20 protein-coding genes and 1 pseudogene are annotated in these 20,851 nt (G+C 70.6%); 11 read left to right on the forward strand and 10 right to left on the reverse strand.

Annotated elements, in window-relative coordinates:
* Both ACE3PU_RS13885 and ACE3PU_RS13890 read right to left on the reverse strand, forming a co-directional pair.
* On the reverse strand, nt 1-1,091 hold a 1,091-nt coding region (locus tag ACE3PU_RS13885), incomplete at its 3' end, for an outer membrane beta-barrel protein (protein ID WP_374390712.1).
* Nucleotides 1,092-1,305: 214 nt separating this feature from the next.
* Nucleotides 1,306-2,037, reverse strand: a complete 732-nt coding sequence (locus ACE3PU_RS13890; protein ID WP_374390693.1) for a glycosyltransferase family 2 protein — start codon at nt 2,035-2,037, stop codon at nt 1,306-1,308.
* A 75-nt stretch (nt 2,038-2,112) separates the two neighbouring features.
* Between ACE3PU_RS13890 and ACE3PU_RS13895 the strand changes: the two genes are divergently transcribed.
* The 3 genes from ACE3PU_RS13895 (at nt 2,113) to ACE3PU_RS13905 (ending at nt 5,218) form a co-directional block, all read left to right on the forward strand.
* Nucleotides 2,113-3,804, forward strand: a complete 1,692-nt coding sequence (locus ACE3PU_RS13895; RefSeq protein WP_374390694.1) for an ArnT family glycosyltransferase — start codon at nt 2,113-2,115, stop codon at nt 3,802-3,804.
* Complete coding sequence (locus ACE3PU_RS13900; RefSeq protein WP_374390695.1) at nt 3,801-4,715, forward strand: hydroxymethylglutaryl-CoA lyase; 915 nt, start codon at nt 3,801-3,803, stop codon at nt 4,713-4,715. The genes ACE3PU_RS13895 and ACE3PU_RS13900 overlap by 4 nt, the downstream gene beginning before the upstream one ends.
* 86 nt (nt 4,716-4,801) lie before the next feature.
* Nucleotides 4,802-5,218: a hypothetical protein gene (locus tag ACE3PU_RS13905; protein ID WP_374390696.1), complete on the forward strand. Its 417-nt coding sequence runs from the start codon at nt 4,802-4,804 to the stop codon at nt 5,216-5,218.
* A gap of 148 nt (nt 5,219-5,366) precedes the next feature.
* Here ACE3PU_RS13905 and ACE3PU_RS13910 read toward each other — a convergent pair whose 3' ends face one another.
* The 3 genes from ACE3PU_RS13910 to ACE3PU_RS13920 form a co-directional block, all read right to left on the reverse strand.
* The gene (locus tag ACE3PU_RS13910; RefSeq protein WP_374390697.1) at nt 5,367-5,723 is read right to left on the reverse strand and encodes a hypothetical protein; all 357 of its coding nucleotides are present in this window, start codon (nt 5,721-5,723) and stop codon (nt 5,367-5,369) included.
* On the reverse strand, nt 5,720-6,349 hold the full coding sequence (gene phaR, locus ACE3PU_RS13915) for a polyhydroxyalkanoate synthesis repressor PhaR (protein WP_374390698.1): 630 nt from the start codon (nt 6,347-6,349) through the stop codon (nt 5,720-5,722). The genes ACE3PU_RS13910 and phaR overlap by 4 nt, the downstream gene beginning before the upstream one ends.
* A 76-nt stretch (nt 6,350-6,425) precedes the next feature.
* Nucleotides 6,426-7,139, reverse strand: coding sequence for a hemolysin III family protein (locus ACE3PU_RS13920; protein ID WP_374390699.1), 714 nt, complete (start codon nt 7,137-7,139; stop codon nt 6,426-6,428).
* A gap of 148 nt (nt 7,140-7,287) precedes the next feature.
* Here ACE3PU_RS13920 and ACE3PU_RS13925 point away from each other — a divergent pair, with 148 nt between their 5' ends.
* Entirely contained in the window at nt 7,288-8,463 is a 1,176-nt protein-coding gene (locus ACE3PU_RS13925) for an acetyl-CoA C-acetyltransferase (RefSeq protein WP_374390700.1), read from the forward strand.
* 60 nt (nt 8,464-8,523) lie between these two features.
* Here the strand turns inward: ACE3PU_RS13925 and ACE3PU_RS13930 are convergent, their stop codons facing one another.
* Together ACE3PU_RS13930 and htpX are read right to left on the reverse strand one after the other, a co-directional pair.
* Complete coding sequence (locus tag ACE3PU_RS13930) at nt 8,524-10,128, reverse strand: M20/M25/M40 family metallo-hydrolase (RefSeq protein WP_374390701.1); 1,605 nt, start codon at nt 10,126-10,128, stop codon at nt 8,524-8,526.
* 84 nt (nt 10,129-10,212) lie between these two features.
* Entirely contained in the window at nt 10,213-11,184 is a 972-nt protein-coding gene (gene htpX, locus ACE3PU_RS13935; protein WP_374390702.1) for a zinc metalloprotease HtpX, read from the reverse strand.
* A 50-nt stretch (nt 11,185-11,234) separates the two neighbouring features.
* Between htpX and ACE3PU_RS13940 the strand changes: the two genes are divergently transcribed.
* The gene (locus ACE3PU_RS13940; protein ID WP_374390703.1) at nt 11,235-11,492 is read left to right on the forward strand and encodes a DUF1674 domain-containing protein; all 258 of its coding nucleotides are present in this window, start codon (nt 11,235-11,237) and stop codon (nt 11,490-11,492) included.
* Between the two features lie 55 nt (nt 11,493-11,547).
* Nucleotides 11,548-12,651 carry a hypothetical protein gene (locus ACE3PU_RS13945; RefSeq protein WP_374390704.1) on the forward strand — a complete coding sequence of 368 codons (1,104 nt, stop codon included), beginning with the start codon at nt 11,548-11,550 and terminating at the stop codon, nt 12,649-12,651.
* A 3-nt stretch (nt 12,652-12,654) separates the two neighbouring features.
* On the opposite strand, the gene pyrF is transcribed toward ACE3PU_RS13945, so the two are convergent.
* Nucleotides 12,655-13,386 carry an orotidine-5'-phosphate decarboxylase gene (pyrF, locus tag ACE3PU_RS13950; RefSeq protein ID WP_374390705.1) on the reverse strand — a complete coding sequence of 244 codons (732 nt, stop codon included), beginning with the start codon at nt 13,384-13,386 and terminating at the stop codon, nt 12,655-12,657.
* An 82-nt stretch (nt 13,387-13,468) separates the two neighbouring features.
* On the opposite strand from pyrF, the gene ACE3PU_RS13955 reads away from it, so the two are divergent.
* Complete coding sequence (locus ACE3PU_RS13955) at nt 13,469-14,167, forward strand: MarC family protein (protein ID WP_374390706.1); 699 nt, start codon at nt 13,469-13,471, stop codon at nt 14,165-14,167.
* 13 nt (nt 14,168-14,180) lie between these two features.
* On the opposite strand, the gene ACE3PU_RS13960 is transcribed toward ACE3PU_RS13955, so the two are convergent.
* Both ACE3PU_RS13960 and ACE3PU_RS13965 read right to left on the reverse strand, forming a co-directional pair.
* Nucleotides 14,181-14,981, reverse strand: coding sequence for an SDR family NAD(P)-dependent oxidoreductase (locus ACE3PU_RS13960; protein ID WP_374390707.1), 801 nt, complete (start codon nt 14,979-14,981; stop codon nt 14,181-14,183).
* A 1-nt stretch (nt 14,982) separates the two neighbouring features.
* Nucleotides 14,983-15,453, reverse strand: coding sequence for an Rrf2 family transcriptional regulator (locus ACE3PU_RS13965; protein WP_374390708.1), 471 nt, complete (start codon nt 15,451-15,453; stop codon nt 14,983-14,985).
* A 168-nt stretch (nt 15,454-15,621) separates the two neighbouring features.
* Here ACE3PU_RS13965 and ACE3PU_RS13970 point away from each other — a divergent pair, with 168 nt between their 5' ends.
* The 4 genes and pseudogenes from ACE3PU_RS13970 to ACE3PU_RS13985 form a co-directional block, all read left to right on the forward strand.
* A complete protein-coding gene (locus ACE3PU_RS13970; RefSeq protein ID WP_374390709.1) occupies nt 15,622-17,598 on the forward strand; it encodes a potassium transporter Kup in 1,977 nt (658 codons plus the stop codon).
* Nucleotides 17,595-18,968 (forward strand): RsmB/NOP family class I SAM-dependent RNA methyltransferase, encoded by a 1,374-nt coding sequence (locus ACE3PU_RS13975; RefSeq protein WP_374390710.1) that lies wholly within the window; start codon nt 17,595-17,597, stop codon nt 18,966-18,968. The genes ACE3PU_RS13970 and ACE3PU_RS13975 overlap by 4 nt, the downstream gene beginning before the upstream one ends.
* Before the next feature lie 51 nt (nt 18,969-19,019).
* Complete coding sequence (rpe, locus tag ACE3PU_RS13980) at nt 19,020-19,685, forward strand: ribulose-phosphate 3-epimerase (RefSeq protein ID WP_374390711.1); 666 nt, start codon at nt 19,020-19,022, stop codon at nt 19,683-19,685.
* Nucleotides 19,682-20,851 (forward strand): annotated as a pseudogene (locus ACE3PU_RS13985) (heparinase); the annotation flags it as partial. The gene rpe and the pseudogene ACE3PU_RS13985, both read left to right, overlap by 4 nt.

Below are 20,851 nucleotides of genomic sequence, written 5' to 3' on the forward strand. Positions count from 1 at the left end.
GCGGTAGCCTTGGCGAGCGCGGTTTCACCCTTGCCGTCCAGCGCGATGACGCCGCCGTTGACGCCCTGGGCGACCAGGGAGTCGGCCACGGTGCGGGCGCGACGGTTGGACAGGCCGATGTTGTAGGCGGCCGAGCCGGAGGTGTCGGCGTGACCGACGACCAGGACGCGGGTCGGACGGCCGGACTTGGCGTAGTTGGCGGCCTGGGTGATGACCGAGCGGGCTTCAGCCGTCAGGTCGGAGCGGTCCCAGTCGAAGTAGACCACGAACTGACGCGCCTGCGGGGTCGCCGGGGCCGGGGCCGGGGCCGGAGGCGGCGGCGGGGGCGGCGGAGGCGGCGGGGGCGGCGGCGGAGGCGGCGGGGCGACCTCATCCGCGCCGAAGCTGTAGCGCAGGCCCAGCGTCACGGTGTGCGACTGGTCGTAGTCGCCGTCCCATTCGCCGAAGCTGGTGCCGCCGACCGTGCGCGAATCCCACGAGGAGTCGCCGGTCAGGTAGCGGTAGGTCAGGTCGATGTTGGCCCGATCGCTCACGGCCCACGCCAGGCCGGCGATCGCCTGAGCGGCGAACTCGGCGGAGGAGTCGTCGATCGCGAAGGCGGCGCCGCGGTTGCTACGCAGGTTGCCGATGGTTTCGGTCTGGACGCGGTTCACGCCGGCGCCGAGGCCGACGAAGGGACGAACGCCCCAGTATTCCATGCCGAAGTCATAGATGACGTTCGCCATCAGGGTCATCGACTCGATGTCGCCTTCCGGCGAGAAGCAGCCGCCCGTCGCCGGGGTCAGGTTGCACAGGCCGCCGTTGCCGCTGACGGCGCGCACGGTGCCGATGTCGCCCGAGCGGTAGCCGCCTTCCAGTTCGACGCGCCAGTTCGGGTTGAACCGGTAGCCCAGACGGGCGAAGGCCGCCCAGCCGTCGTTGACTTCATAGTTCCAGTTGGAACCCGTGGTCGACGACTCGGCGTTGATGTCGTCGATGATGTGATAGCCGGCGTCGATGGCGCCGTACCAGCCGTTCGGCTCGGCCGAAGCAGCGCCGGCGGACAGCGCCAGGGCGGCCGCAGCGCTGGAGGCCAGAACCAAAGTCTTCATACGCATAAGGGGAAGCCCTCCGCTTTTCAGGATTATGCGGCGGTACGACCGCCTGATTGCGCTCATAACAGCACCGCTGACATAGGTCGAGGCGAAAAGAGGGCCTTAACCCGCTCATTCATGGACCGTGACGTTGATGCTACACGGAAAATTCCGCTGATGCATCGCCGCCCGAACCACAATGTGACAAGACGGCGCCGGTTCCATGGAGGCGCTAAAATTCCGCGATGGCTCCGGGCCGTCGAGCGCGCGACTTCAACCACATCACTCCGACCAGGTCTGACAAGGAGGCGCGAAGGCGGCCCCAGTTGGTGTATTTCGACCGCCCCGTCTCCCGATGGCGGTGGCCGACGTCGAGATAGGCGTTGCGATAGCCCTCGCGGATCATCAGCGCGGGCAGATAGCGGTGGATGTGATCGAAGTACGGCAGGCGCAGGAAGGCGTCGCGTCGAAAGGCTTTCAGCCCGCACCCGGTGTCGTCGGCGTCGTCGCCGAGCAGCCGTCGCCGGATGCGGTTGGCCCAAAGCGAGGCCTGGCGCTTGGAGGCGCTGTCCTGGCGGCTGGCGCGACGCCCTCCGACCATGGCCACGTCCGGCGGGGCCGCCATCAGCGCGTCCGCCAGGCGGGGCGCGTCGGCCGGCGGGTTCTGGCCGTCGCCGTCCAGGGTGACGACGATCGGCGCCCGCGCCGCCAGGACCCCCGTGCGTACGGCCCGGCTCTGGCCTGCATTCGTCGCGTGAGCCAGGACGCGCAGCGTCGGCAGGTCGGCCATGGCGGACCTCAGTTCCTGAAGGGTGGGATCCCGGCTGGCGTCGTCGACGAAGATCATTTCGTAGGCCCGGCCGTCGAAGGCCTGGGCGATTTCCCGCGCCAGGTCGACGGCGGCGCCGGCCTCGTCATGGACCGGGACGACGACCGAGATGTCGGGAAGCGCTGCATCGTTCATCGCCGCCTGATAGCCGAGTTGGGCGCTGAGGGGGAGATGGCTGACGCGCGCCCGACCTGCGTGTAAGACGGGCGCATGAACCGTATCGATCTCGATCGCCTTGTCGCCGGCTGGCGCGGACCGCTGCTGGCGATGCTGCTGACCCTGGTCGCCGGCCTGCCGAGCCTTCTGCTGCTGCCGCCGCTGGACCGCGACGAAAGCCGCTTCGCCCAGGCCACGGCCCAGATGCTGGAGAGCGACGACTATGTCGACATCCGCTTCCAGGACGAGCCGCGCTGGAAGAAGCCGGTCGGCATCTACTGGATGCAGGCGGCCGCGGTGTCCCTGACTTCGGACGTCGAGGACCGTGAGATCGCCTCTTACCGGCTGCCGTCGCTGCTGGGCGCCATGCTGGCCGCCTGGGCCGTCGCCTGGGCGGGCGCCGCCCTGTTCGGCGCGCGGGTCGGGGTTCTGGGCGGCGCGATCCTGGGGGCCACCTTCCTGCTGTCGAGCGAGGCGGGCATCGCCAAGACCGACGCCATGCTGTGCGGCGCCACGACCCTGGCCATGGCGGCCTTGGCGCGGATCTACATGGCCGCGAGGGCCGGCGAACAGCCGATCCGCCCGCACAAACTGCTGTTCTGGCTGGGGTTGGGGCTGTCGATCCTGATCAAGGGCCCGATCGGTCTGATGGTCGTCGCCCTGACCATGGCGGCGCTGTCGATCTGGGACCGCGACATCCGGTGGCTGCGTCGCCTGGGCTGGGGCTGGGGCCTGCCGCTGGTGGCGCTGATGGTCGGACCGTGGGCCATCGCCATCACCATCGCCACCGACGGCGGCTTCTGGCGCGAAGCCATAGGCGGCGACCTGGCCCCCAAGCTGGCCGGCGCGCACGAAAGCCATTCCGGATTCCCCGGCATGTATTTGCTGTTGGCCCCGCTGCTGTTCTTCCCCTCCACCCTCCTGTTGCCGGCGGCGATGGCGACCGGCTGGACGCGCCGCGCCGAGCCGGCGATCCGCTTTCTGGTCTGCTGGCTGGTTCCGGCCTGGCTGGTGTTCGAGATCACGCCGACCAAGCTGTGGCACTACACCCTGCCGACGTTCGGGGCGCTGGCCCTGCTGGCGGCCGCCGCCCTGGCGCGACCGATCGGAAAGATTTCGCGCATCACCGGCGCAGCGCTGGCGGTGTTCGCCGCCCTGCTGATCGTGGCCATCACGGTCTACGGCCTGACGGTGTACGGCACCTCGACGGCCCAGACCTGGGCGGCGATCACGGTCGTGGCCGCCCTGGCGGCCGGCGCCATCGGCGCCTTCCTCCTGCTGAACCGGGCCACAGGCGCGGCCCTGATCGCCTCTTTGGCTTTCGGCGTCCTGGCCCACGCGACGCTGGCGGGCACCATCCGCCAGCTGCGCCCGCTGTCCATCGCGCCCCAGCTCGAGCGGGCGCTTGAGGCGGCCGACCTGCACCCGCGGCAGGGCCGGACGCCGGGGCCGGTGGCGATCACGGGCTTTCATGAGCCCAGCTTCGTCTTCCTGACCGGGCGCGACACCCAGCTGACCGATGCGGAAGGCGCGGCGCGCGCCCTCTCCGAGGGGAGGCCGGCCATCGTCGAGGCCCGGGACGCCGACGCCTTCCGCGCCGCTTCCGCCCGGCTGGGCGTGGCGGGCCGGGCGACGACCGTGGTGAGCGGCCACAACTATTCCCAGGGCGACGACGTCAGTCTGACGGTCTATGCGCCGCCGCCGCGCGCAGCCGTGGCGCCCGCCGATCCGGAAGCCGAACGTTGAGCCGCTTCATCCACATCGTCGAGGTGGGCCCACGCGACGGGCTGCAGAACGAGAAAGCGGTTCTGGCGCCGGCGGTGCGGGCCGAACTGGTCCGACGTCTGGAGAGCGCCGGCGCGCGACGGATCGAGGCCGTCTCGTTCGTCCATCCAAAATACGTGCCCCAGATGGCCGGGGCGGAAGAGGTCATGGCGGGCCTGCCGCCCGAGGCCGGCCGCAGCCGCATCGGCCTGGTGCTGAACGGCAAGGGTTACGACCGCGCCCTGACCACCGGCGTGGACGAGGTCAATGTGGCCCTGTCCGCCACCGACGGCTTCGGGCTCAAGAACCAGGGCCTGACCGTCGAGGGGCAGCTGGCGATGCTGGGCGAGATCGTGGCGCGACGCCACAACGCCGAAGCCTCGCAGGGCGCGCCTTCGCTGTCGGCGATGATCTCCTGCGTTTGGGGATGTCCGTTCGACGGGGAGGTGTCGGTGCAGCAGGTCGTCGATCTGGTCGGCGGCCTGGCCACGCTCGGCGTGTCCGAAATCGGCCTGGCCGACACCATCGGCGCCGGCGATCCCTGGGCTGTGACCCGCAAGGTCGAGGCGGCGCGCAAGGCGGCGCCCGAGGCCGTCGTTCGGCTGCATTTCCACGACACCCGAAACACCGGCCTGGCCAACGCCTATGCGGGGGTCCAGGCGGGAATCGACGTGCTGGACGCCTCGGTCGGCGGCATCGGCGGCTGTCCCTTCGCGCCCGGCGCGACGGGCAACATCGCCACCGAAGACCTGGTCTACATGCTGGAGCGGGCCGGCTTCGACACCGGCTATGACCTGGACGCGCTGATCGTCACGGCGCGGTGGATCGGCCGGGCGATCGGCCGACCGGCCCCCTCGGCGCTCAGTCGCGCGGGCGGCTTCCCAAAAGCCTGACCCGGCGCTTGGCGGTCGGGCGGCATCAAGGTTATCGTTAAGCAGGGCGGAACCGCAGGGGGCGGCGCGCCCGCCCGGATCTGACCATGCTGATCGCCATTCCGCTGCTGCTGATTCCCGTGATGCTCTACAACATCGTCGTGCTGTTCGGCGGGAGCGGCGAGGGCGCGGTCAACGGCGACGCCCTGCTGCGCGAGCCCGTCTTCTCGGTGACCATGACCTCGGGCGCGCAGTGGACCATCGGCGCCGGCGACATGATCCTGTTCGTCGGCCTGATCCTGCTGTTCTTCGAACTGGTGAAGTCGACGTCCAGCCAGCGGGCCGCGATCATCAATCACGCCCTGTCGATGATCCTGTTCATTGCCGTGCTGATCGAATTCCTGCTGCTGCCGGGCTTCGCGACCTCGACCTTCTTCCTGATCGTGACGATGGTTCTGCTGGACGTGCTGGCGGGGTTCATCGTCACCATCATCGCATCGCGCAAGGATTTAGACCTGGCCTGAGGCCGCCTTGGCGACCTCAGGAAAACGCCGTGAAGATGAGCGCGACGACGCAAACGTCGAACAGCCTGGACAGGGCGCCGAGAAGGGGCATGAGCGGCTCCGGAAAGGGATGGTCGGTCCCGCTCCAAGCAAGCGCCGTGCCGCGCGATCAGATGTCGGTGTCGGTGGTCCTGCCGACGGGCGGCCGCCGCTCGTCCGGCCCCGAGTATTCTCTTCCCAGATAGGCCGCGCGCGCCGCGCCCAGCACCGGCGGCCCTCCGCGCAGGCCGCGCTTCTGGCCGGTCTGGCCGATCTGCTGAGCCACGAAGGCCGCCGCGCCAGCATCGGCCGGCGGTCGCGCGGCAGCTCTTGCCGGGGGCGGGGCGGGCTGGAACTCGGCCGCTTCCTGGGTCGGGACCAGCTCGCGGGTGTCCCGCCGCTGGCGCTGGCGACGATCGCCTTCACGACGCTCGCGCGCCGGATCGATCGGGCCCGACCCCGCGACGGGACGGATTTCGTCGGTCACTTCGGACTGGCCCCGCCGCCCGCCAAGCGGTCAAGCTGGGCGCGCATCTCGTCCATCTGGCGACGCATCTCGTCCAGGGCCGCATCGGCCGGGGCCGCCGGTTTCGCCTCGGCGGTCGCGGCGCCGGGCGTCGGCTCCGTGCGCGGGAAGGCGAAGCCGGGGAACATCTGCATGGCGCGCTCGAACATGGCCATGTTGGTCCGCGCCGCCTCCTCCATCAGGGCGGCGCCCGCGCCCGTGCCGAATGCGCGGCTCATCTGGCTGGCGAACTGCTCCTGCTGGCGGCTGAAGTTGGCCAGGGACATCTCCAGGTACGAGGGCAGCACGCCCTGCATCTGGCCGCCATAGAAGCCGATCAGCTGTCGCAGGAACTGGACCGGCAGCAGGGCCTCGCCGCGGTTCTCCTCCTCGAAGATGATCTGGGTCAGGATCTGGCGGGTCAGGTCTTCGTTGGACTTGGCGTCATAGACCACGAACTCCACCCCCTCGCGCACCATGGCGGCGAGGTCCTCCAGCGTCACATAGGCGCTGGTCCGCGTGTTGTAGAGCCTGCGGTTCGCATACTTCTTGATGACGACAACGCCGGTGTCGCCGGTCTTTCCACCCTTGGTCTTTTCGTCAGCCACGCTTGTTCTCGCGATGTTGCAACGCGGCACTATCCTCCGTCGCGGCGCGAAGCGCCAGAGGGGCGGAAAAGGCGGGTCAGTGGCTCATGGCCGGCGCCAGCACCACGCCCACGAGCACGGCGGTCCAGTGCACGGTGGCGCCCGTGACGACAAAGCCGTGCCAGATGGCGCGCCGGAACTTCATCTTGGGGCTGATGAAGACGAAGACGCCCGCCGTATAGATCAGCCCGCCCAGCACCAGCAGCCCCAGGGCGACAGGATGCACCGTCTCGACCATCGGCTTGAGCGCCGCCACCGCCAGCCAGCCGAACAGCACATAGACCGCGCTCCAGAACCGGTCGGAGATGCGCGGCGCGAACAGCTTCACCCCCGCGCCCGTGAAGGCCAAGGTCCAGATCAGGGCGGTGAAGCCGATCGACCAGCCGCCTTCGAACCGCTGCGTGGTGAAGGGGGTGTAGCTGCCGGCGATCATCAGGAAGATCGCCGCCTCATCCAGGCGGCGCAGAACAGGCCGCGCGGCGCAGGGATTGGTCCAGTTGTAGATGGTCGAGGCCGTCAGCATGCCGACCAGGCAGAGGGCGTAGATGGCCGTGGCCATGACCCCGCCGATCCCCGCATAAACCCCCGCCAGTCCGGCCAGGATGATCCCGCCGACGGCGGCCAGCATCAGGCCGACGATATGGACCCACAGGTCGGCCAGCTTTTCGGCGCGCGACGGGTAGTGCTCGATCATGTCCAGCTCGTCCGGCGTGCAGACGTGGGCGGCGAGGCGTTTCAGCGTGGGAAGCATGGCCTTCCAATCCGGGATCGCGTCGATCGTTCCCCGCACAATGCGCCGGCGGGATGACGATTGGCTGAACAGGCGCCGTCGGAGGTGACGAAGGCCCTGCGATGCGGCAAAAGCGCAACGCAGCAATTTCAGCAGCGAGTGAAATCTCATGACCGACGTCGTCATCGTCTCCGCCGCCCGCACCCCCGTCGGCGCCTTCCTGGGCGGCCTGGCGTCGCTTCCCGCCTCCAAGCTGGGCGAGATCGCCGTGCGGGCCGCGCTGGAACGCGCGGGCGTCAGCGGCGACGAGGTGGACGAGGTGATCCTGGGCCACGTCCTGCAGGCCGCGGCCGGCCAGGGTCCGGCGCGCCAGGCGGCCGTCGGCGCGGGGGTCCGCAAGGAAGCCCCCGCCTGGAGCCTGAACCAGATCTGCGGCTCGGGCCTGCGCGCGGTGGCCGTCGCCGCCCAGCAGATCGCCCTGGGCGACGCAAAGATCGTCGTCGCCGGCGGCCAGGAGAGCATGAGCCAGGCGCCTCACGCCCAGCAGCTTCGCAGCGGTCACAAGATGGGCGACGTCGCCCTGGTCGACACCATGATCAGCGACGGGCTGTGGGACGCCTTCAACGGCTATCACATGGGGCAGACGGCCGAGAACATCGCCGAGAAGTGGGCGATCACCCGCGAGGCCCAGGACGCCTTCGGCCTGGCCAGCCAGCACAAGGCGGCCGCCGCCCAGGAGGCCGGAAAGTTCGATGAGGAGATCGTGCCGGTGGTCGTCCCGGGCAGGAAGGGCGACGTGACCGTCGACAAGGACGAATACATCCGTCACGGCGCGACCATCGAGGCGATGCAGAAGCTGCGGCCGGCCTTCACCAAGGACGGCTCGGTCACCGCCGCCAACGCCTCGGGCCTGAACGACGGCGCCGCCGCCCTGGTGCTGATGAGCGCGGACGAGGCTAAGGCGCGCGGGCTGCAACCCCTGGCCCGGATCGTTTCGTCGGCCACCGCGGGCGTCGATCCGTCGGTCATGGGCACGGGCCCGATCCCGGCCTCCAGGAAGGCGCTGGAAAAGGCCGGCTGGAGCGTCGAGGATCTGGATCTGGTCGAATCCAACGAGGCCTTCGCCGCCCAGAGCCTTTGCGTGGTCAAGGAGCTGGGCCTCGACCCGGCCAAGGTGAACGTCAACGGCGGCGCCATCGCCATCGGCCACCCCATCGGCGCCTCGGGCGCGCGCATCCTGACCACCCTGCTGTTCGAGATGAAGCGCTCGGGCGCCAGCAAGGGCCTAGCGACGCTGTGCATCGGCGGCGGCATGGGCGTGGCGATGTGCGTCGAGCGCGTGTGACGCGATGAAGAAAAAGGGGCGACGTTTCCGTCGCCCCTTCTGCTGGTTCGGTCCGCCGGCTCAGTCCTGCGGATATTCGAACGGATCGCTGGGCGTCGGCTGGGTCGGCAACGGCATGCGCGGCAGCGGTTCGTCGCGGTTGGCCGCATTCAGCAGGAAGCTGGCCAGGATGACGGCCGCCTGACGCAGGTCCTCGGCCTTCAGGTGGTCGTAGCTGTCGATGCTGGTGTGGTGCAGGCGGCTGGAATAGTCGAGCGGGTCCTGGATGAACTGATATCCGGGGACGCCCACCGTCTGCATATAGACGTGGTCGGTGCCGCCCGAGTTGCGCAGGGACACCGTCGTGGCCCCCATGCTGGCGAAGGGCGCCAGCCACTCCTGGAAGATCGGGGCGGCGGCGACATTGCCCTCGGCGTTGATGCCGCGGATCTTGCCCGAGCCGTTGTCCAGATTGAAATAGGCGACCAGATCGCCATAGCCCGCGCGCGGCTCGATGGGCCAGCGGCTGCGCCAGGTGCGATTGTTCGACAGGCCCGCCAGCGCGGGATCGTCCGACGGCGCCCGCGTCGCCAGGTGCCGGTCCACATAGGCCAGCGAGCCGAGGATGCCCTGTTCCTCGCCGTTCCACAGGGCGAAGCGGATGGTGCGCTTGGGCCGCACGTTCAGGGCTTTCAGGATGCGCGCCGCCTCCATGACCACCGCGCTGCCGGCCGCATTGTCGACGGCGCCGTCCGAGGCGACCCAGCTGTCCAGGTGGGCGCCGGCCATGACGTATTCGCCGCCGCGCGCCGTGCCGGGGATGTCGGCCAGGATGTTGTAGGCGTTGACGTCCTCGTCGTGAAACCGGACCTCGCTCGTCAGCTCCAGCGTCGGCGGGGCGTCGGTCAGGGCCAGGCGCGCCAGGCGGCGATAGTCCTCGGCCGCCAATTCCATGCCCGCCAGCTTCGGCGTGGCGCCGACCTGGTAGGTGTAGCCGGTGCCGTGCAGCAGGCCGCCGTCGCGCTGAGAAATCCGCACCCAGGCCAGGGCGCCCTGTTCGACCAGGAAGGCGTCCAGTTCGTTGGCGAAGTTGACCGTCTTCAGCTGGCGCGCCAGGGCGTGCGGCGAATGCTGCGGCTGGTTGTAGGTGTTGCGCTCGGCCAGCTCGGCGCTGGTCCAGCGGCGGAAGGCCGGCTCGGTCGGTTCCGACCCCGTGCCCGGCTGGGACAGCATGACGATCTTGCCCGCCAGCTTGCCCCGCCACTTGTCGAAATCCTCGACCTTGGAGATCGGCGCCACGATCACGCTGGCGCTGATCGTCCCGTTGGTCGACGGCGTCCAGGCCACCGGGATGGCCCGCAGATCCAACGGGCGCGGCGCGGTCATGCGGGCGCTGGAGCGGACGATCGACCAGCCGCGGCCGAACTCGAAGCCTTCGGCGCGGACGTTCGACAGGCCGTAGTCGCGGAACTGCTGCTGCGCCCAGCGCTCGGCCTCGCGCATCTGCGGCGAGTTGGTCATCCGCCCGCCGATCCGGTCGGTGAGGTAAGCCGCCGTCTGCATCACCTGGCTGTGGTTCAGCCCCTGGTCGATGATGCCGTTGACGGCGACGCGGTCCACCGACTGGGCGGCGACCGGCGTGGCCAGAAGAGCGGCGGCGGAGACGAAGGCGAGCAGACGCGACATGATGAGACCCCCAGAATCAAACTGGACGCATCTGACGTGATCCGGCGGTCTTCTGCAAACCGCCGCGCCTGCGGGGGCGCAGCCTCAGCCCCAGGGGCCTCGGGGCGGGGTAGGCGTAGCGGGGACGCCGGTCGTCGCGGGCCGGGCCGATGAGACCGGCGTCGGCGCGACCGGGTCCGCGAAGGCCCTGGGCCGCAGTCCCATCTTCGTCCCCAGCTCCATCAGGGCGCGCACGCGGTTGCCGGTGGCGGGGTGGGTCGAGAACAGGTTGTCCGCTCCCTTGCCCGCCAGCGGATTGATGATGAACAGCTGGCCCGAGGCCGGATTTCGCTCGGCCGTCGGGTTGTGGATGCGCTTGGCGTAGGCCTCGATCTTCTGCAGGGCGGCGGCCAGGGCGTGGGGATCGCCGGCGATCTCGGCCCCGACGCGGTCGGCCTCGTATTCGCGGGCGCGGCTGATGGCCATCTGCACCAGGCCGGCGGCCATCGGGGCCAGGATCATCAGCGCCAGGGCGCCGATCAGGCCGCCCGGCCGCTCGCGGTCGTCGCCGCCGCCGAAGAACAGGGCGAAGTTGGCCAGGGCGGCGATGGCGCCGGCGATCGTCGCGGTCACCGTCATGATCAGGGTGTCGCGGTTCTTCACATGGGCCAGTTCGTGCGCCATCACGCCGCGCACTTCCTCGCGCGTCAGCATGTCCAGCAGGCCGGTGGTGGCGCAGACCGCCGCGCGTTCCGGATTGCGTCCGGTGGCGAAGGCGTTGGGCTGATCGTTGGGGATGATGGCGACCTGCGGCTGGGGCAGGCCGGCGTCGCGCGCCATCTGGCGCACGTCGGCGACATAGTTCCTGACCACGGCGTTCGGGTGGTTCTCGTCCACCGGCTGGGCGCGGTACATGCGCAGGACGATCTTGTCGGCGTTCCAGTAGCTGAACAGATTCATCCCGCCCGCGAACAGCAGGGCGATCGCCATGCCGGTCGCGCCGCCGATAAGGTAGCCCAGGCCCGCGAACAAGGCGGTCAGGCCGGCCAGCAGAATGAAGGTCTTCAGGTGGTTCATCGCACCGCCTATTTGATGCTACCCAGCCCCGCCCTCAAGGGAGCCGCCCTGTGACCGAACATCCCACCCCCGCCGCGCCTGCGCCGTCCACGGACGAAGCCGAAGTCCCCGGCTTCAACGCCGGCGTGCCGCACGCGACCCCCGACCGGCCCCTGAGCGACGTCGCGCGCCGGGCGCTTCTGGAAGCGGCCGATCGTCGCGCGGCCCAGGAAGCGCGGGCGCAGGCGGTCGAGCACGGCGGGCCGAAGGGCCCCGAGCCCACCCGCTACGGCGACTGGGAGAAGAAGGGGCTGGCGGTCGACTTCTAGGGGCGGCCCGGCTTGGGTCTTGCCAGAGGTTCCGGGAATCAGCGGAGCCTGTCCCATGTCGATACATTCCATTCTCTCGGCCGCTGCGGCGGCCCTGCTTCTGTCGGCGGCGCCGGCGCTGGCGGGCGGTCCAGGCGGCGGCCACGGCGGTGGCTGCGGCTCGTGCGGCGGCGGCCACGGCGGCAATCGCAACATCAATGTCAACGTCAACGGCGGCGTCTACGCCAACGCCAGCGCCAGCGCCCGGTCCTACGCCAGCAGCTACAGCGCGGTGAACGCGCGGTCGTATTCGTCGTCCTACAGCTCGGGCTTCTCGCGCGGCGGCGGCCACGGCGGCGTCGCCGTCCATGGCAGCGGCTATGGCGATGCCGGTCACTACGGCGGCGGCTACTACGGCGCCCCGGCGATCCAGTTCACCGGTCCCGCGCCGGTCTCGGCGCCGATGGGCTACGCCGTCTCCGGTTTCGGCCGCAACTACATCGGCTGGCGTCGCCCCGCGCCGGCGCCCTATCCGGCGCCCGCCTATGACCACGGCTGCGGCTGCTACGGCCCGCCCGCCTATGTGCAAGCCCCGCCGGTCCAGGTCGCGCCGCAGCGCGTCTATGTCGCGCCGCCGCAGGTGAACTTCGCCCCGCCCGAGATCATCTCGGCTCCGCCGGTCTATATCGAGCAGCCGCCGATCTATGTGCAGTCGCCGCCGGTCAACGTCGGTCCGCAGCGCGTCTATGTTGACGCGCCGGCCGTCAACCTGGCCCCGCCGGACGTGGTTTCGGCCCCGCCGGTCTATGTCGAACAGGCGCCGGTGCACGTGCAGGCCCCGCCGGTCCAGGTCGGCCCCGCGCGGGTGATGGTCGGCGCCCCCGACGTCCGCGTCGCTCCGGCCGAGGTCCAGGTCGCGCCGCCGGCCTATGTCGAGCAGGCCGCGGTCGAGGTCCGGCCCGCGCCGGTCGATGTCGGCCCCGCCCGCGTCATGGTCGGTCAGCCCGACATCCGCGTGGCCCCGCCGGAGGTCCAGTACGCGCCCCCGACCCATGTCGAGCAGCCGCCCATGCAGGTCGCCCCGCCGACCTACTACGGCGACCTGCCGCCGCCGGAGAACGTGGCCCCTCAGGCCCCGCCGCGTCACAACTATCGCCAGGAGCCTGGCGAGCGCGGCTAGGCTTCAGACCAGGGCGATCGTCTCGGCGATCGCCCGCGCCGCCTGACGCGGATCGGCCGCCGCCGTGATCGGCCGGCCGATCACCAGGTGAGTGGCCCCGGCCCTCAGCGCCGCCTCGGGCGTCGCCGCCCGGGCCTGATCGTCCTGGGCCGAGCCGGCCGGACGCACGCCCGGCGTCACGATCAGAAAGTCGTCGCGGCCCGCCTGGGTGGCGATCTCGCGCACCCGGGCCGCCTCGTGCGGGCTGGAGACGACCCCGTCGATTCCCGCCTCCAGCGCCTGACGCACCCGCAGTTCGACCAGTTCGGCCGGCGACAGGGCGTGGTCGTCGGCGGCCAGATCCTCAGCCGTCAGGCTGGTCAGGACCGTCACGCCCAGCACCTTCAGGCCCGAGCCCGCCACGCCCCGCGCGGCCGCGGCCATCACCTGCGGTCGGGCGTGGACCGTCAGCAGGTCGCAGCCCGACCCAGCCAGATTGGCCGCCGCCTTCTCCACCGTCGCGCCGATGTCGTGCAGCTTCCAGTCCAGGAAGACCTTGCGCCCCTCCGCCTTGAGGTCGCGCGCCAGCTCCATTCCGCCGGCGGCGAAGAGCTGCAGCCCGATCTTGTAGAAGCCCACCGCATCCTGGATCGTCTCCACCAGTCGCGCGGCCTCGGCCGTCGACGGCACGTCCAGGGCGCAGATGATCCGCTCGTCGGGCCCTCTGTTCGGAACGGGACGGTCAGGTTGGGTCATCGACGGGCTCGCGCTGACCGGCTATGCCAGACGCGAGGGCGTCGGCGGACCGGCGATTCTGGTTGTTGGGCGAGGGAATGCGATGAACGCGGTCGATCTGGGTGTCAACCTGTTCGTGACCCTGTTCGCCCTGCTGGATCCCATCGGCAACCTGCCGATCTTCGCCGCCGCCACCGCCGGCGCGACGCTGCGCCAGCGCATTTCAGTCTCGGCCCTGATCTGCGCCTTCGCCGCGGTCTTTCTGGCCTTCTTCCTGTTCACGGGCCTGGGCCTGCTGCAGTTCTTCGGCATCTCGCTGGCCGCCTTTCGGATCGCGGGCGGCATCCTGCTGCTGTTTCTGGGTCTCGACATGGCGCGTGGCGATTTCCTGGCCATGTTCGCCGACAAGGACGCCCTGGCCGACAGCAAGGATGTGCGCGGCTACGCCCGGCGTCGCTTCCAGCGTCTGGTCGTGCCGTTCGCCATTCCGCTGATGATCGGTCCGGGCGCCATTTCCGCCGTCATCATCCAGGCGGGAGAGGCGGCCAAGCTCGGCTATGCGGGAACCATGGGCTCGCTGGTCGCGATCTCGGCCGCCTGCGCCGTCTCCTTCGTCTGTTTCGCCCTGACCGGATCGCTGAGCCGCCTGCTGGGCGAGGTCGGCATGGCGATCATCGTCAAGGTTCTGGGCCTGATCCTGTGCGCCCTGGCGATCCAGTTCATCCTGCTGGGTCTGGGCGAGGCCATTCCGGGGATGATATCGGGGGCGGTGACCACGCCCTATCCGGCCGGCGGCAACTGATCGCGGCGGAAGGCTAGATCCGCTCCAGCCGCTTGGCGTGGCCGGCCGCTATCCGCAGGGCCAGGCCTTCGGGCAGGTGGCGGGCCAGGGCGACCAAGACATTGTTCATGGGGCCCGGCGTGACTTGGGGCCGGTTCGCCTCGCAGGCCGCAAAGCCGACGCGGGCCACGTGGTCGGCCGTCATCCACATCCAGGCCGGATAGGCCTTCGACACCTCGGCGCGCGAGCCGTTGACGTCGTGGAATTCGGTCAGGGTGTAGCCGGGATTGATCACGGTGACGTGGACCCCCGTGCCCCGCGTCTCCAGGTTCAGGCCTTGGCTGGCCTTGATCAGGAAGCTCTTGATCGGACCGTACAGGGTGTCGCCGCCGGTGGCCGGCAGGTGACCCGCGACCGAGGCCACGTTCAGCACCCGGCCGAAGCCGCGCTCGACCATGCCGGGCAGCAGCAGGCGCGACAGCTCCGCCGGCGCGATCAGCATGACCTGCAGCATGGCGTGATGGTCCGCCATCTCGGTCTGGAGGAAACCCGTCACCCGGCTGAAGCCGGCGTTGTTGACCAGGCCGTCGATCGTCAGCCCCCGCGCGGCGAGGGCCGCGACCAGGCGCGGGGGCGCCTCGGGATCGGACAGGTCTTCGGTCGCCACCGCCGCATCGACGCCGTGCCGGGCCACAATCTCGTCGGCCAGGGCGCGAAGCGGCGCCTCGCGCCGGGCGGTCAGGACCACGTTCCATCCTTCGGAGGCGTAGACCCGGGCCAGGGCCGCGCCGATGCCGGCCGAGGCGCCGGTGACGAGGACCGTGCGCTTGCTCACCTCAGGCCGCGGCCGGGCAGGAGGCGTGCGGGGCGAAACCGGCCAGGGACGCCGGGTCCTTGGCCAGGAGATCGGCGATGGTGATCTTGCCCAGGGCGGCGCTGGCGGCCTGGTCCGCAGCCGTCAGGGCCTTGGCGACCTGGCGCGGGATATGCTCGCCCACAGGACAGCCCTTGGCGCCGGCGGGGGTGGAGCCCAGGTGGGCGCAGCCGTTCACCGCCTTCAGCACCTCGTCCAGGGTGATGTCCTCGGGCTGGCGCAGCAGCCAGGAGCCGCCGGTGGCGCCGGGACGGGTGGCGATCAGTCCGGCCTTGGCCAGCAGGGCCGTGACCCGGCGCACCACCACCGGATTGGTCGGGATGGACGACGCCAGCAGCGCGCTGGGCGCCGCCTGGGCAGGGCCGAATGCGCCCTTGTGGGCCATATAGGCCAGGGCGTGGGCGGCGACGGGGAAGCGCTGGCTGTCTGACATGATCGTGTTCCAGAAGAGAAAATAGGCATTCCCGCGCCGAATCACAAATCCGCGCGCCGGACCGCGAAACTGAATCCCGCCGGTCGCGATTGAAGACCGCGAGGAATGGGCCTAAAGGCTCGCCGCTTTGAAGGGACCGACGCCCTGTCGGCGACCCGGAGGATACGCATGGCCGGGGATACTCCCCACGACGCGGGCGCTCCCCACGCCGCGTTGATCACGCCGAAGACATCCACCAACGCCACGGGACCCGAGTCCCACGCGCCCGGCGGCGCCAGCAGCTCGCACGGCGGCTTCTGGGCCCTGACCCTGGGCGCGATCGGCGTTGTGTTCGGCGACATCGGCACCAGCCCGCTTTATGCGCTGCGCGAGGCGATCGACCACGCGCGCGACGGCGTCGGCGGCGACCTGGCCGTCGTCGGCGTGGTGTCGCTGGCCTTCTGGGCGCTGATGGTGGTGGTGACGTTCAAGTACGTCTTCTTCCTGATGCGCGCCGACAACAAGGGCGAGGGCGGCACCCTGTCGCTGATGGCGCTGGCCCAGTACGCGGTCGGGCGACGCAGCGCCTGGATCTTCATCCTGGGCGTCTGCGGCGCGGCGCTGTTCTATGGCGACGGCATCATCACCCCGGCCATCTCCGTGCTTTCGGCGGTCGAGGGCCTTCAGGACGCGCCGGGGATCGGCGGCGGCCTGGATCCCTTCATCGTGCCGATTTCGGCCGGCATCCTGATCGCCCTGTTCCTGGTGCAGTCGCGCGGCACGGCGGGCCTTGCCAAGTTCTTCGGGCCGATCACGGCGGTCTGGTTCCTGTGCCTGGGCGGCCTGGGGCTGTTTCACATCTTCGACGACATCTCGATCCTGCGCGCGCTGTCGCCGCACTATGGCGTGCAGCTGCTGATCGAGGACGGCTTCCTGGGCTTCATCATCCTGGGCAGCGTCTTCCTGGCCGTGACCGGGGCCGAGGCGCTGTATGCCGACATGGGCCATTTCGGAAAGGCGCCGATCCGCATGGGCTGGCTGGGTTTCGTCCTGCCGTGCCTGACGCTGAACTATCTGGGCCAGGGCGCCCTGATCCTGGACAATCCCGGCGCGTCCGAGAATCCGTTCTGGAACATGGTGCCCGAGATCGCCTACTGGCCCATGCTGGTGCTGGCGACGGCGGCGACCGTGATCGCCTCGCAGGCGGTCATCACCGGCGCCTTCTCGGTGACGCAGCAGGCGGTGCAGCTGGGCCTGCTGCCGCGCATCGACATCCGCAACACGTCCGAGACCCAGGCCGGCCAGATCTTCGTCCCGGCGGTCAACAGCTTCCTGATGTTCGGCGTGCTTGTGCTGCTGGTGGTGTTCCAGAGCTCGCACAACCTGACCGCCGCCTATGGCGTGGCGGTGACCGGCACCATGCTGGTCAACACACTGATGGCCTATTTCGTCATCACCAAGGGCTGGAAGTGGCCGATGTGGGCGGTCGCGGGCACGCTGATCCCGTTCGCCTTCATCGACAGCGTCTTCCTGACGTCGAACCTGCTGAAGATTCCGGACGGGGCCTGGATGCCGCTGGTGCTGGGCGCCTGTCTGGTGGTGGTGATGTGGACCTGGGTGCGCGGCACCCAGATCCTGACCGCCAAGACCCGCAAGGACAGCCTGCCGCTGGCCGACCTGATCGAGATGCTTCAGGCCCGCCCGCCGCACCGGGCGCCGGGCACGGCCATCTTCCTGACCAGCGACCCCGACGTCGCCCCGGTCGCCCTGATGCACAATCTCAAGCACAACAAGGTGCTGCACGAGAAGAACGTCATCCTGACCGTGCGAACCGCCGAACGGCCGCGCGTGCCGGAGAAGGAGCGCGTGCGGATGGAGCCGATCAACGACGACTTCAAGAAGCTGACCATTTCCTACGGCTTCATGGAGACGCCCAATGTGCCGCGCGCCCTGGGCCTGTGCCGCAAGCAGGGGCTGAAGTTCGACATCATGTCGACCAGCTTCTTCCTGGGCCGTCGCTCGCTGATCCCGTCGGCGCGGCAGGGCATGCCGCTGTGGCAGGATCGTCTGTTCATCTTCCTGATGCGCAACGCCGCCAATCCGACGGACTTCTTCCATATTCCGCCCGGCCGCGTGGTCGAGCTGGGCGCGCAGGTGGCGGTTTGACCACGGGAAGAAACTCGGACGCGCGCGGGCGCCGCATCGCGACCAAGGGCAAGGCGCGGCCGGCCGCGACCCCGGCCGCCGCCCCGTCGCAGGACGACATCGGCGTCGAGGCCCGCGTGGTCGCCGGCGTCCTGCTGAACGCGGCGCTCGAGAAGCGCAACGGCCTGGACGAGGCCCTGTCGCAGCCGACGGCTCGTGCGCTGGAGCCCGTCGATCGCGCCTTCGCCCGCGCCGTGGCCATGGCCGCGCTGCGGCGCCTGGGCGAGATCGACCAGATCCTGGATCGTCGTCTGCAGAAGGCGCCGCCCGAGGCCGTCCGCACCCTGCTGCGGATCGCCCTGGCCCAGACGCTGGTGCTGGAAACCCCCGCCTTCGCCGCGGTGTCGACCGCCGTGAAACTGGCCGAGCGCGACCCCAAGACCCGGCCGTACAAGAACCTGGTCAACGCCGTGCTGCGCGGCGTGGGCCGCGACGGCCCCGGTCTGACCACGGCCGAGAGCAACCTGCCCGACTGGATCGCCGCCCGCTGGAAGGCGACCTATGGCGAGGCGGCGCTGGCCGGCCTGGCCCTGGCCGCGCGGGAAGAGCCGGCCACCGATCTTAGCCTCAAGCCCGGCGTCGATCCGGCCGCCGTGGCCGCCGCCGTCGAGGGCGAGGCGCTTCCCGGGGGGACCGTCCGCACCGGCCGTCGCGGCGACGTGGCCCACTGGCCCGGCTTCGAGGACGGCGACTGGTGGGTTCAGGACGCCGCCGCCGCCGTGCCCGGCCGTCTGCTGGGGGTGAAGGCCGGCGAGACGGCGCTGGACATGTGCGCCGCGCCCGGCGGCAAGACGCTGCAGCTGGCCGCCGCCGGCGCCGCGGTCGTCGCCCTTGACCGTTCGGCCTCGCGGCTGAAGCGCCTGGCGCAGAACCTGGAACGCACCGGCCTGACCGCCGAGGTCGTGGCCGTCCCGGCCGAGGACTGGGCGGACGACCGCACCTTCGACGCCGTCCTGCTGGACGCGCCGTGCACCGCCACGGGCACCTTCCGCCGCAATCCGGAAGTCCTTCGCGCCACCCGCCCGGCCGAGGTCGCCAAGCTGGCCGACGTGCAGCACCGCCTGCTGGACGCCGCCGCCGACCGCGTGAAGCCGGGCGGCCGTCTGGTCTATTGCACCTGCTCGCTGGAGCGCGAGGAGGGCGAGACCCAGATCATCGCCTTCCTGCGCCGCAACCCCGCCTTCCGCACCGTGCCGGCCGATCCCGCCGCGCTGGGCGCGCCCGAGGAATCCCTGACGCCCGAAGGCTGGCTGCGCATCCTGCCCTCCATGTGGGCCGAACGCGGCGGCGTCGACGGCTTCTTCGCCGCGCGGCTGGAACGGATCACCTAGGCGTCAGCGGGCCCGCCTTGCCCCCGCCGCCGTCCCGTCCTATCCGGGGGCATGGTCGCATCCCCCTTGATCTGCCCGTCCATCCTCGCCAGCGACTTCTCGCGGTTGGGTGAAGAGGTCCGTGCGCTGGACGCCGCGGGCGCCGACTGGATTCACATCGACGTCATGGACGGGCATTTCGTGCCCAACCTGACCATGGGCCCCGACATCGTGAAGGCGATCCGGCCCCATACGCGCCTGCCGTTCGACGTCCACCTGATGGTCGCGCCGGTCGACAACTGGCTGGAGGCGTACCGAGAGGCGGGGGCCGACATTCTGAGCGTCCATCCCGAGAGCGGCGCGCATCTGCACCGAACCCTGGGGCGCATCCGCCAGCTGGGCGCCAAGGCCGGGATCGTCTTCAATCCCGCCACGCCGCTGTCGATCCTGGAAGAGGTGGTGGACCTGGTCGACCTGGTGCTGATCATGTCGGTCAATCCGGGCTTCGGCGGACAGAAGTTCATCGACAGCGCCCTGCGCAAGATCGAGCGGACGCGCGGCATCCTCGACCGCGCCGGCTCCGCCGCCCATCTGCAGGTCGACGGCGGCGTCACCTCGGCCAATGCGGCCGCCTGCGTCGCCGCCGGGGCCGATGCGCTGGTCGCCGGCTCCTTCGTGTTCAAGGGCGACTATGCGACCAATATCGCGGCCCTGAAGGCCCGCCCGGACGCGGCGTGAGCCCCCTCGGTCCCTTCGCGCCGCGCGGCTCGGACGGCGGCCCCGACGTCGCCCCCGGCCACATCCCGGGCCTGCCCGGCGCGCCCGTGCGCACCCCCGTCCGCGCGGGCGAGGTCCGGACCGGACCCGGCCTTTGGCCCGCTCTGGCCGGCCGGCTGGCCACACGCCAGATGTGGATCGAACTCTACGGCCTGCCGGGGTACGGCCTGACCCTGGGTGGGCGCAAAGCGACGGGCTTCGCGGCCACGCCGCGCGACTTCCGCCCGCTGGACGCCGAACAGAGCGCGGCCCAGGGCAAGGCGATCCTGGGCGGGCGCTTCGTGCTGGGCGCGGCCTCGATGGAGGTCGAGCCGCCCGCCGACCCCTGGAACCGGCCCAGCCCGTCGCGCGCCTTTGCGGTCGAGCTTCACGCCTTCGCCTGGCTGCCGGCCCTGATGACCCAGGGCGATCGCGGCGCGCGCGAGGCCCTGCGGCTGGTCCTGGCCTGGCAGGAGACGTTCGCCCGCTGGTCGCCCTTCGCCTGGGGCCCCGCCATTCTGGCGCGCCGCGTGATCCATCTGGCCTGCGCCGCGCGCAAGCTGGGCGCCGTGGCGACCGAGGCGGAGCGCCTGCGCCTGGCCGACAGCCTGGCGCGCCAGGCCCGCCAGCTGTTGCGGCCGCCCGGCGGTCAGGCCGAACGCGCGACCAAGCTGACCGCCGCCGCGGTCGCGGGCTGCGCCCTGGCTGGACCGGTGGGGCAGGGCCTTCGACGGCGCGCCCTGGGCGGCCTGGAAGGCGCCTTGAAGGCGACGGTGCTGGAGGACGGCGGACACGCTTCGCGCAGCCCGGAGGCGGGGCTGGAGCTGCTGCTCGACCTGCTGACGCTGGACGACGCCCTGGCGCAACTGTCGGAGCCGACGCCCGAGGCCGTTTCGGGCGCCGTCGCGCGCTTGACCGAGGCGCTGCATACGGTGGTCCTGCCCGATGGTCGGCTGGCGGCCTTTCAGGGCGGCGGCCCCTCGACCACGGCGCGCGTCGCCGCCGCCCGGGCCCATGACGAGACGGCCGACGATCCGCGTCGCGAGGCCCAGACGGGCGGCGCCGTGGCGGGCCTGACCCGCATCGCCAGTCCGCTGCTGACCGTCCTGGCCGACGCCGCCGCGCCGGCCAAGGGCGCCTGGGGCGCC

Origin of the sequence: Brevundimonas sp. (assembly GCF_041911375.1) — a bacterium.
Classification (GTDB): Bacteria; Pseudomonadota; Alphaproteobacteria; order Caulobacterales; family Caulobacteraceae; genus Brevundimonas.

Excerpts from the sequence above, each read along its gene's own strand:
- ACE3PU_RS13890 (WP_374390693.1), bottom strand. The coding sequence starts at position 2,037 with ATGAACGATGCAGCGCTTCCCGACATCTCGGTCGTCGTCCCGGTCCAT.
- ACE3PU_RS13895 (WP_374390694.1), top strand. The coding sequence starts at position 2,113 with ATGAACCGTATCGATCTCGATCGCCTTGTCGCCGGCTGGCGCGGACCG.
- ACE3PU_RS13905 (WP_374390696.1), top strand. The coding sequence starts at position 4,802 with ATGCTGATCGCCATTCCGCTGCTGCTGATTCCCGTGATGCTCTACAAC.
- ACE3PU_RS13920 (WP_374390699.1), bottom strand. The coding sequence starts at position 7,139 with ATGCTTCCCACGCTGAAACGCCTCGCCGCCCACGTCTGCACGCCGGAC.
- ACE3PU_RS13925 (WP_374390700.1), top strand. The coding sequence starts at position 7,288 with ATGACCGACGTCGTCATCGTCTCCGCCGCCCGCACCCCCGTCGGCGCC.
- ACE3PU_RS13930 (WP_374390701.1), bottom strand. The coding sequence starts at position 10,128 with ATGTCGCGTCTGCTCGCCTTCGTCTCCGCCGCCGCTCTTCTGGCCACG.
- htpX (WP_374390702.1), bottom strand. The coding sequence starts at position 11,184 with ATGAACCACCTGAAGACCTTCATTCTGCTGGCCGGCCTGACCGCCTTG.
- ACE3PU_RS13945 (WP_374390704.1), top strand. The coding sequence starts at position 11,548 with ATGTCGATACATTCCATTCTCTCGGCCGCTGCGGCGGCCCTGCTTCTG.
- pyrF (WP_374390705.1), bottom strand. The coding sequence starts at position 13,386 with ATGACCCAACCTGACCGTCCCGTTCCGAACAGAGGGCCCGACGAGCGG.
- ACE3PU_RS13955 (WP_374390706.1), top strand. The coding sequence starts at position 13,469 with ATGAACGCGGTCGATCTGGGTGTCAACCTGTTCGTGACCCTGTTCGCC.
- ACE3PU_RS13965 (WP_374390708.1), bottom strand. The coding sequence starts at position 15,453 with ATGTCAGACAGCCAGCGCTTCCCCGTCGCCGCCCACGCCCTGGCCTAT.
- ACE3PU_RS13970 (WP_374390709.1), top strand. The coding sequence starts at position 15,622 with ATGGCCGGGGATACTCCCCACGACGCGGGCGCTCCCCACGCCGCGTTG.
- rpe (WP_374390711.1), top strand. The coding sequence starts at position 19,020 with ATGGTCGCATCCCCCTTGATCTGCCCGTCCATCCTCGCCAGCGACTTC.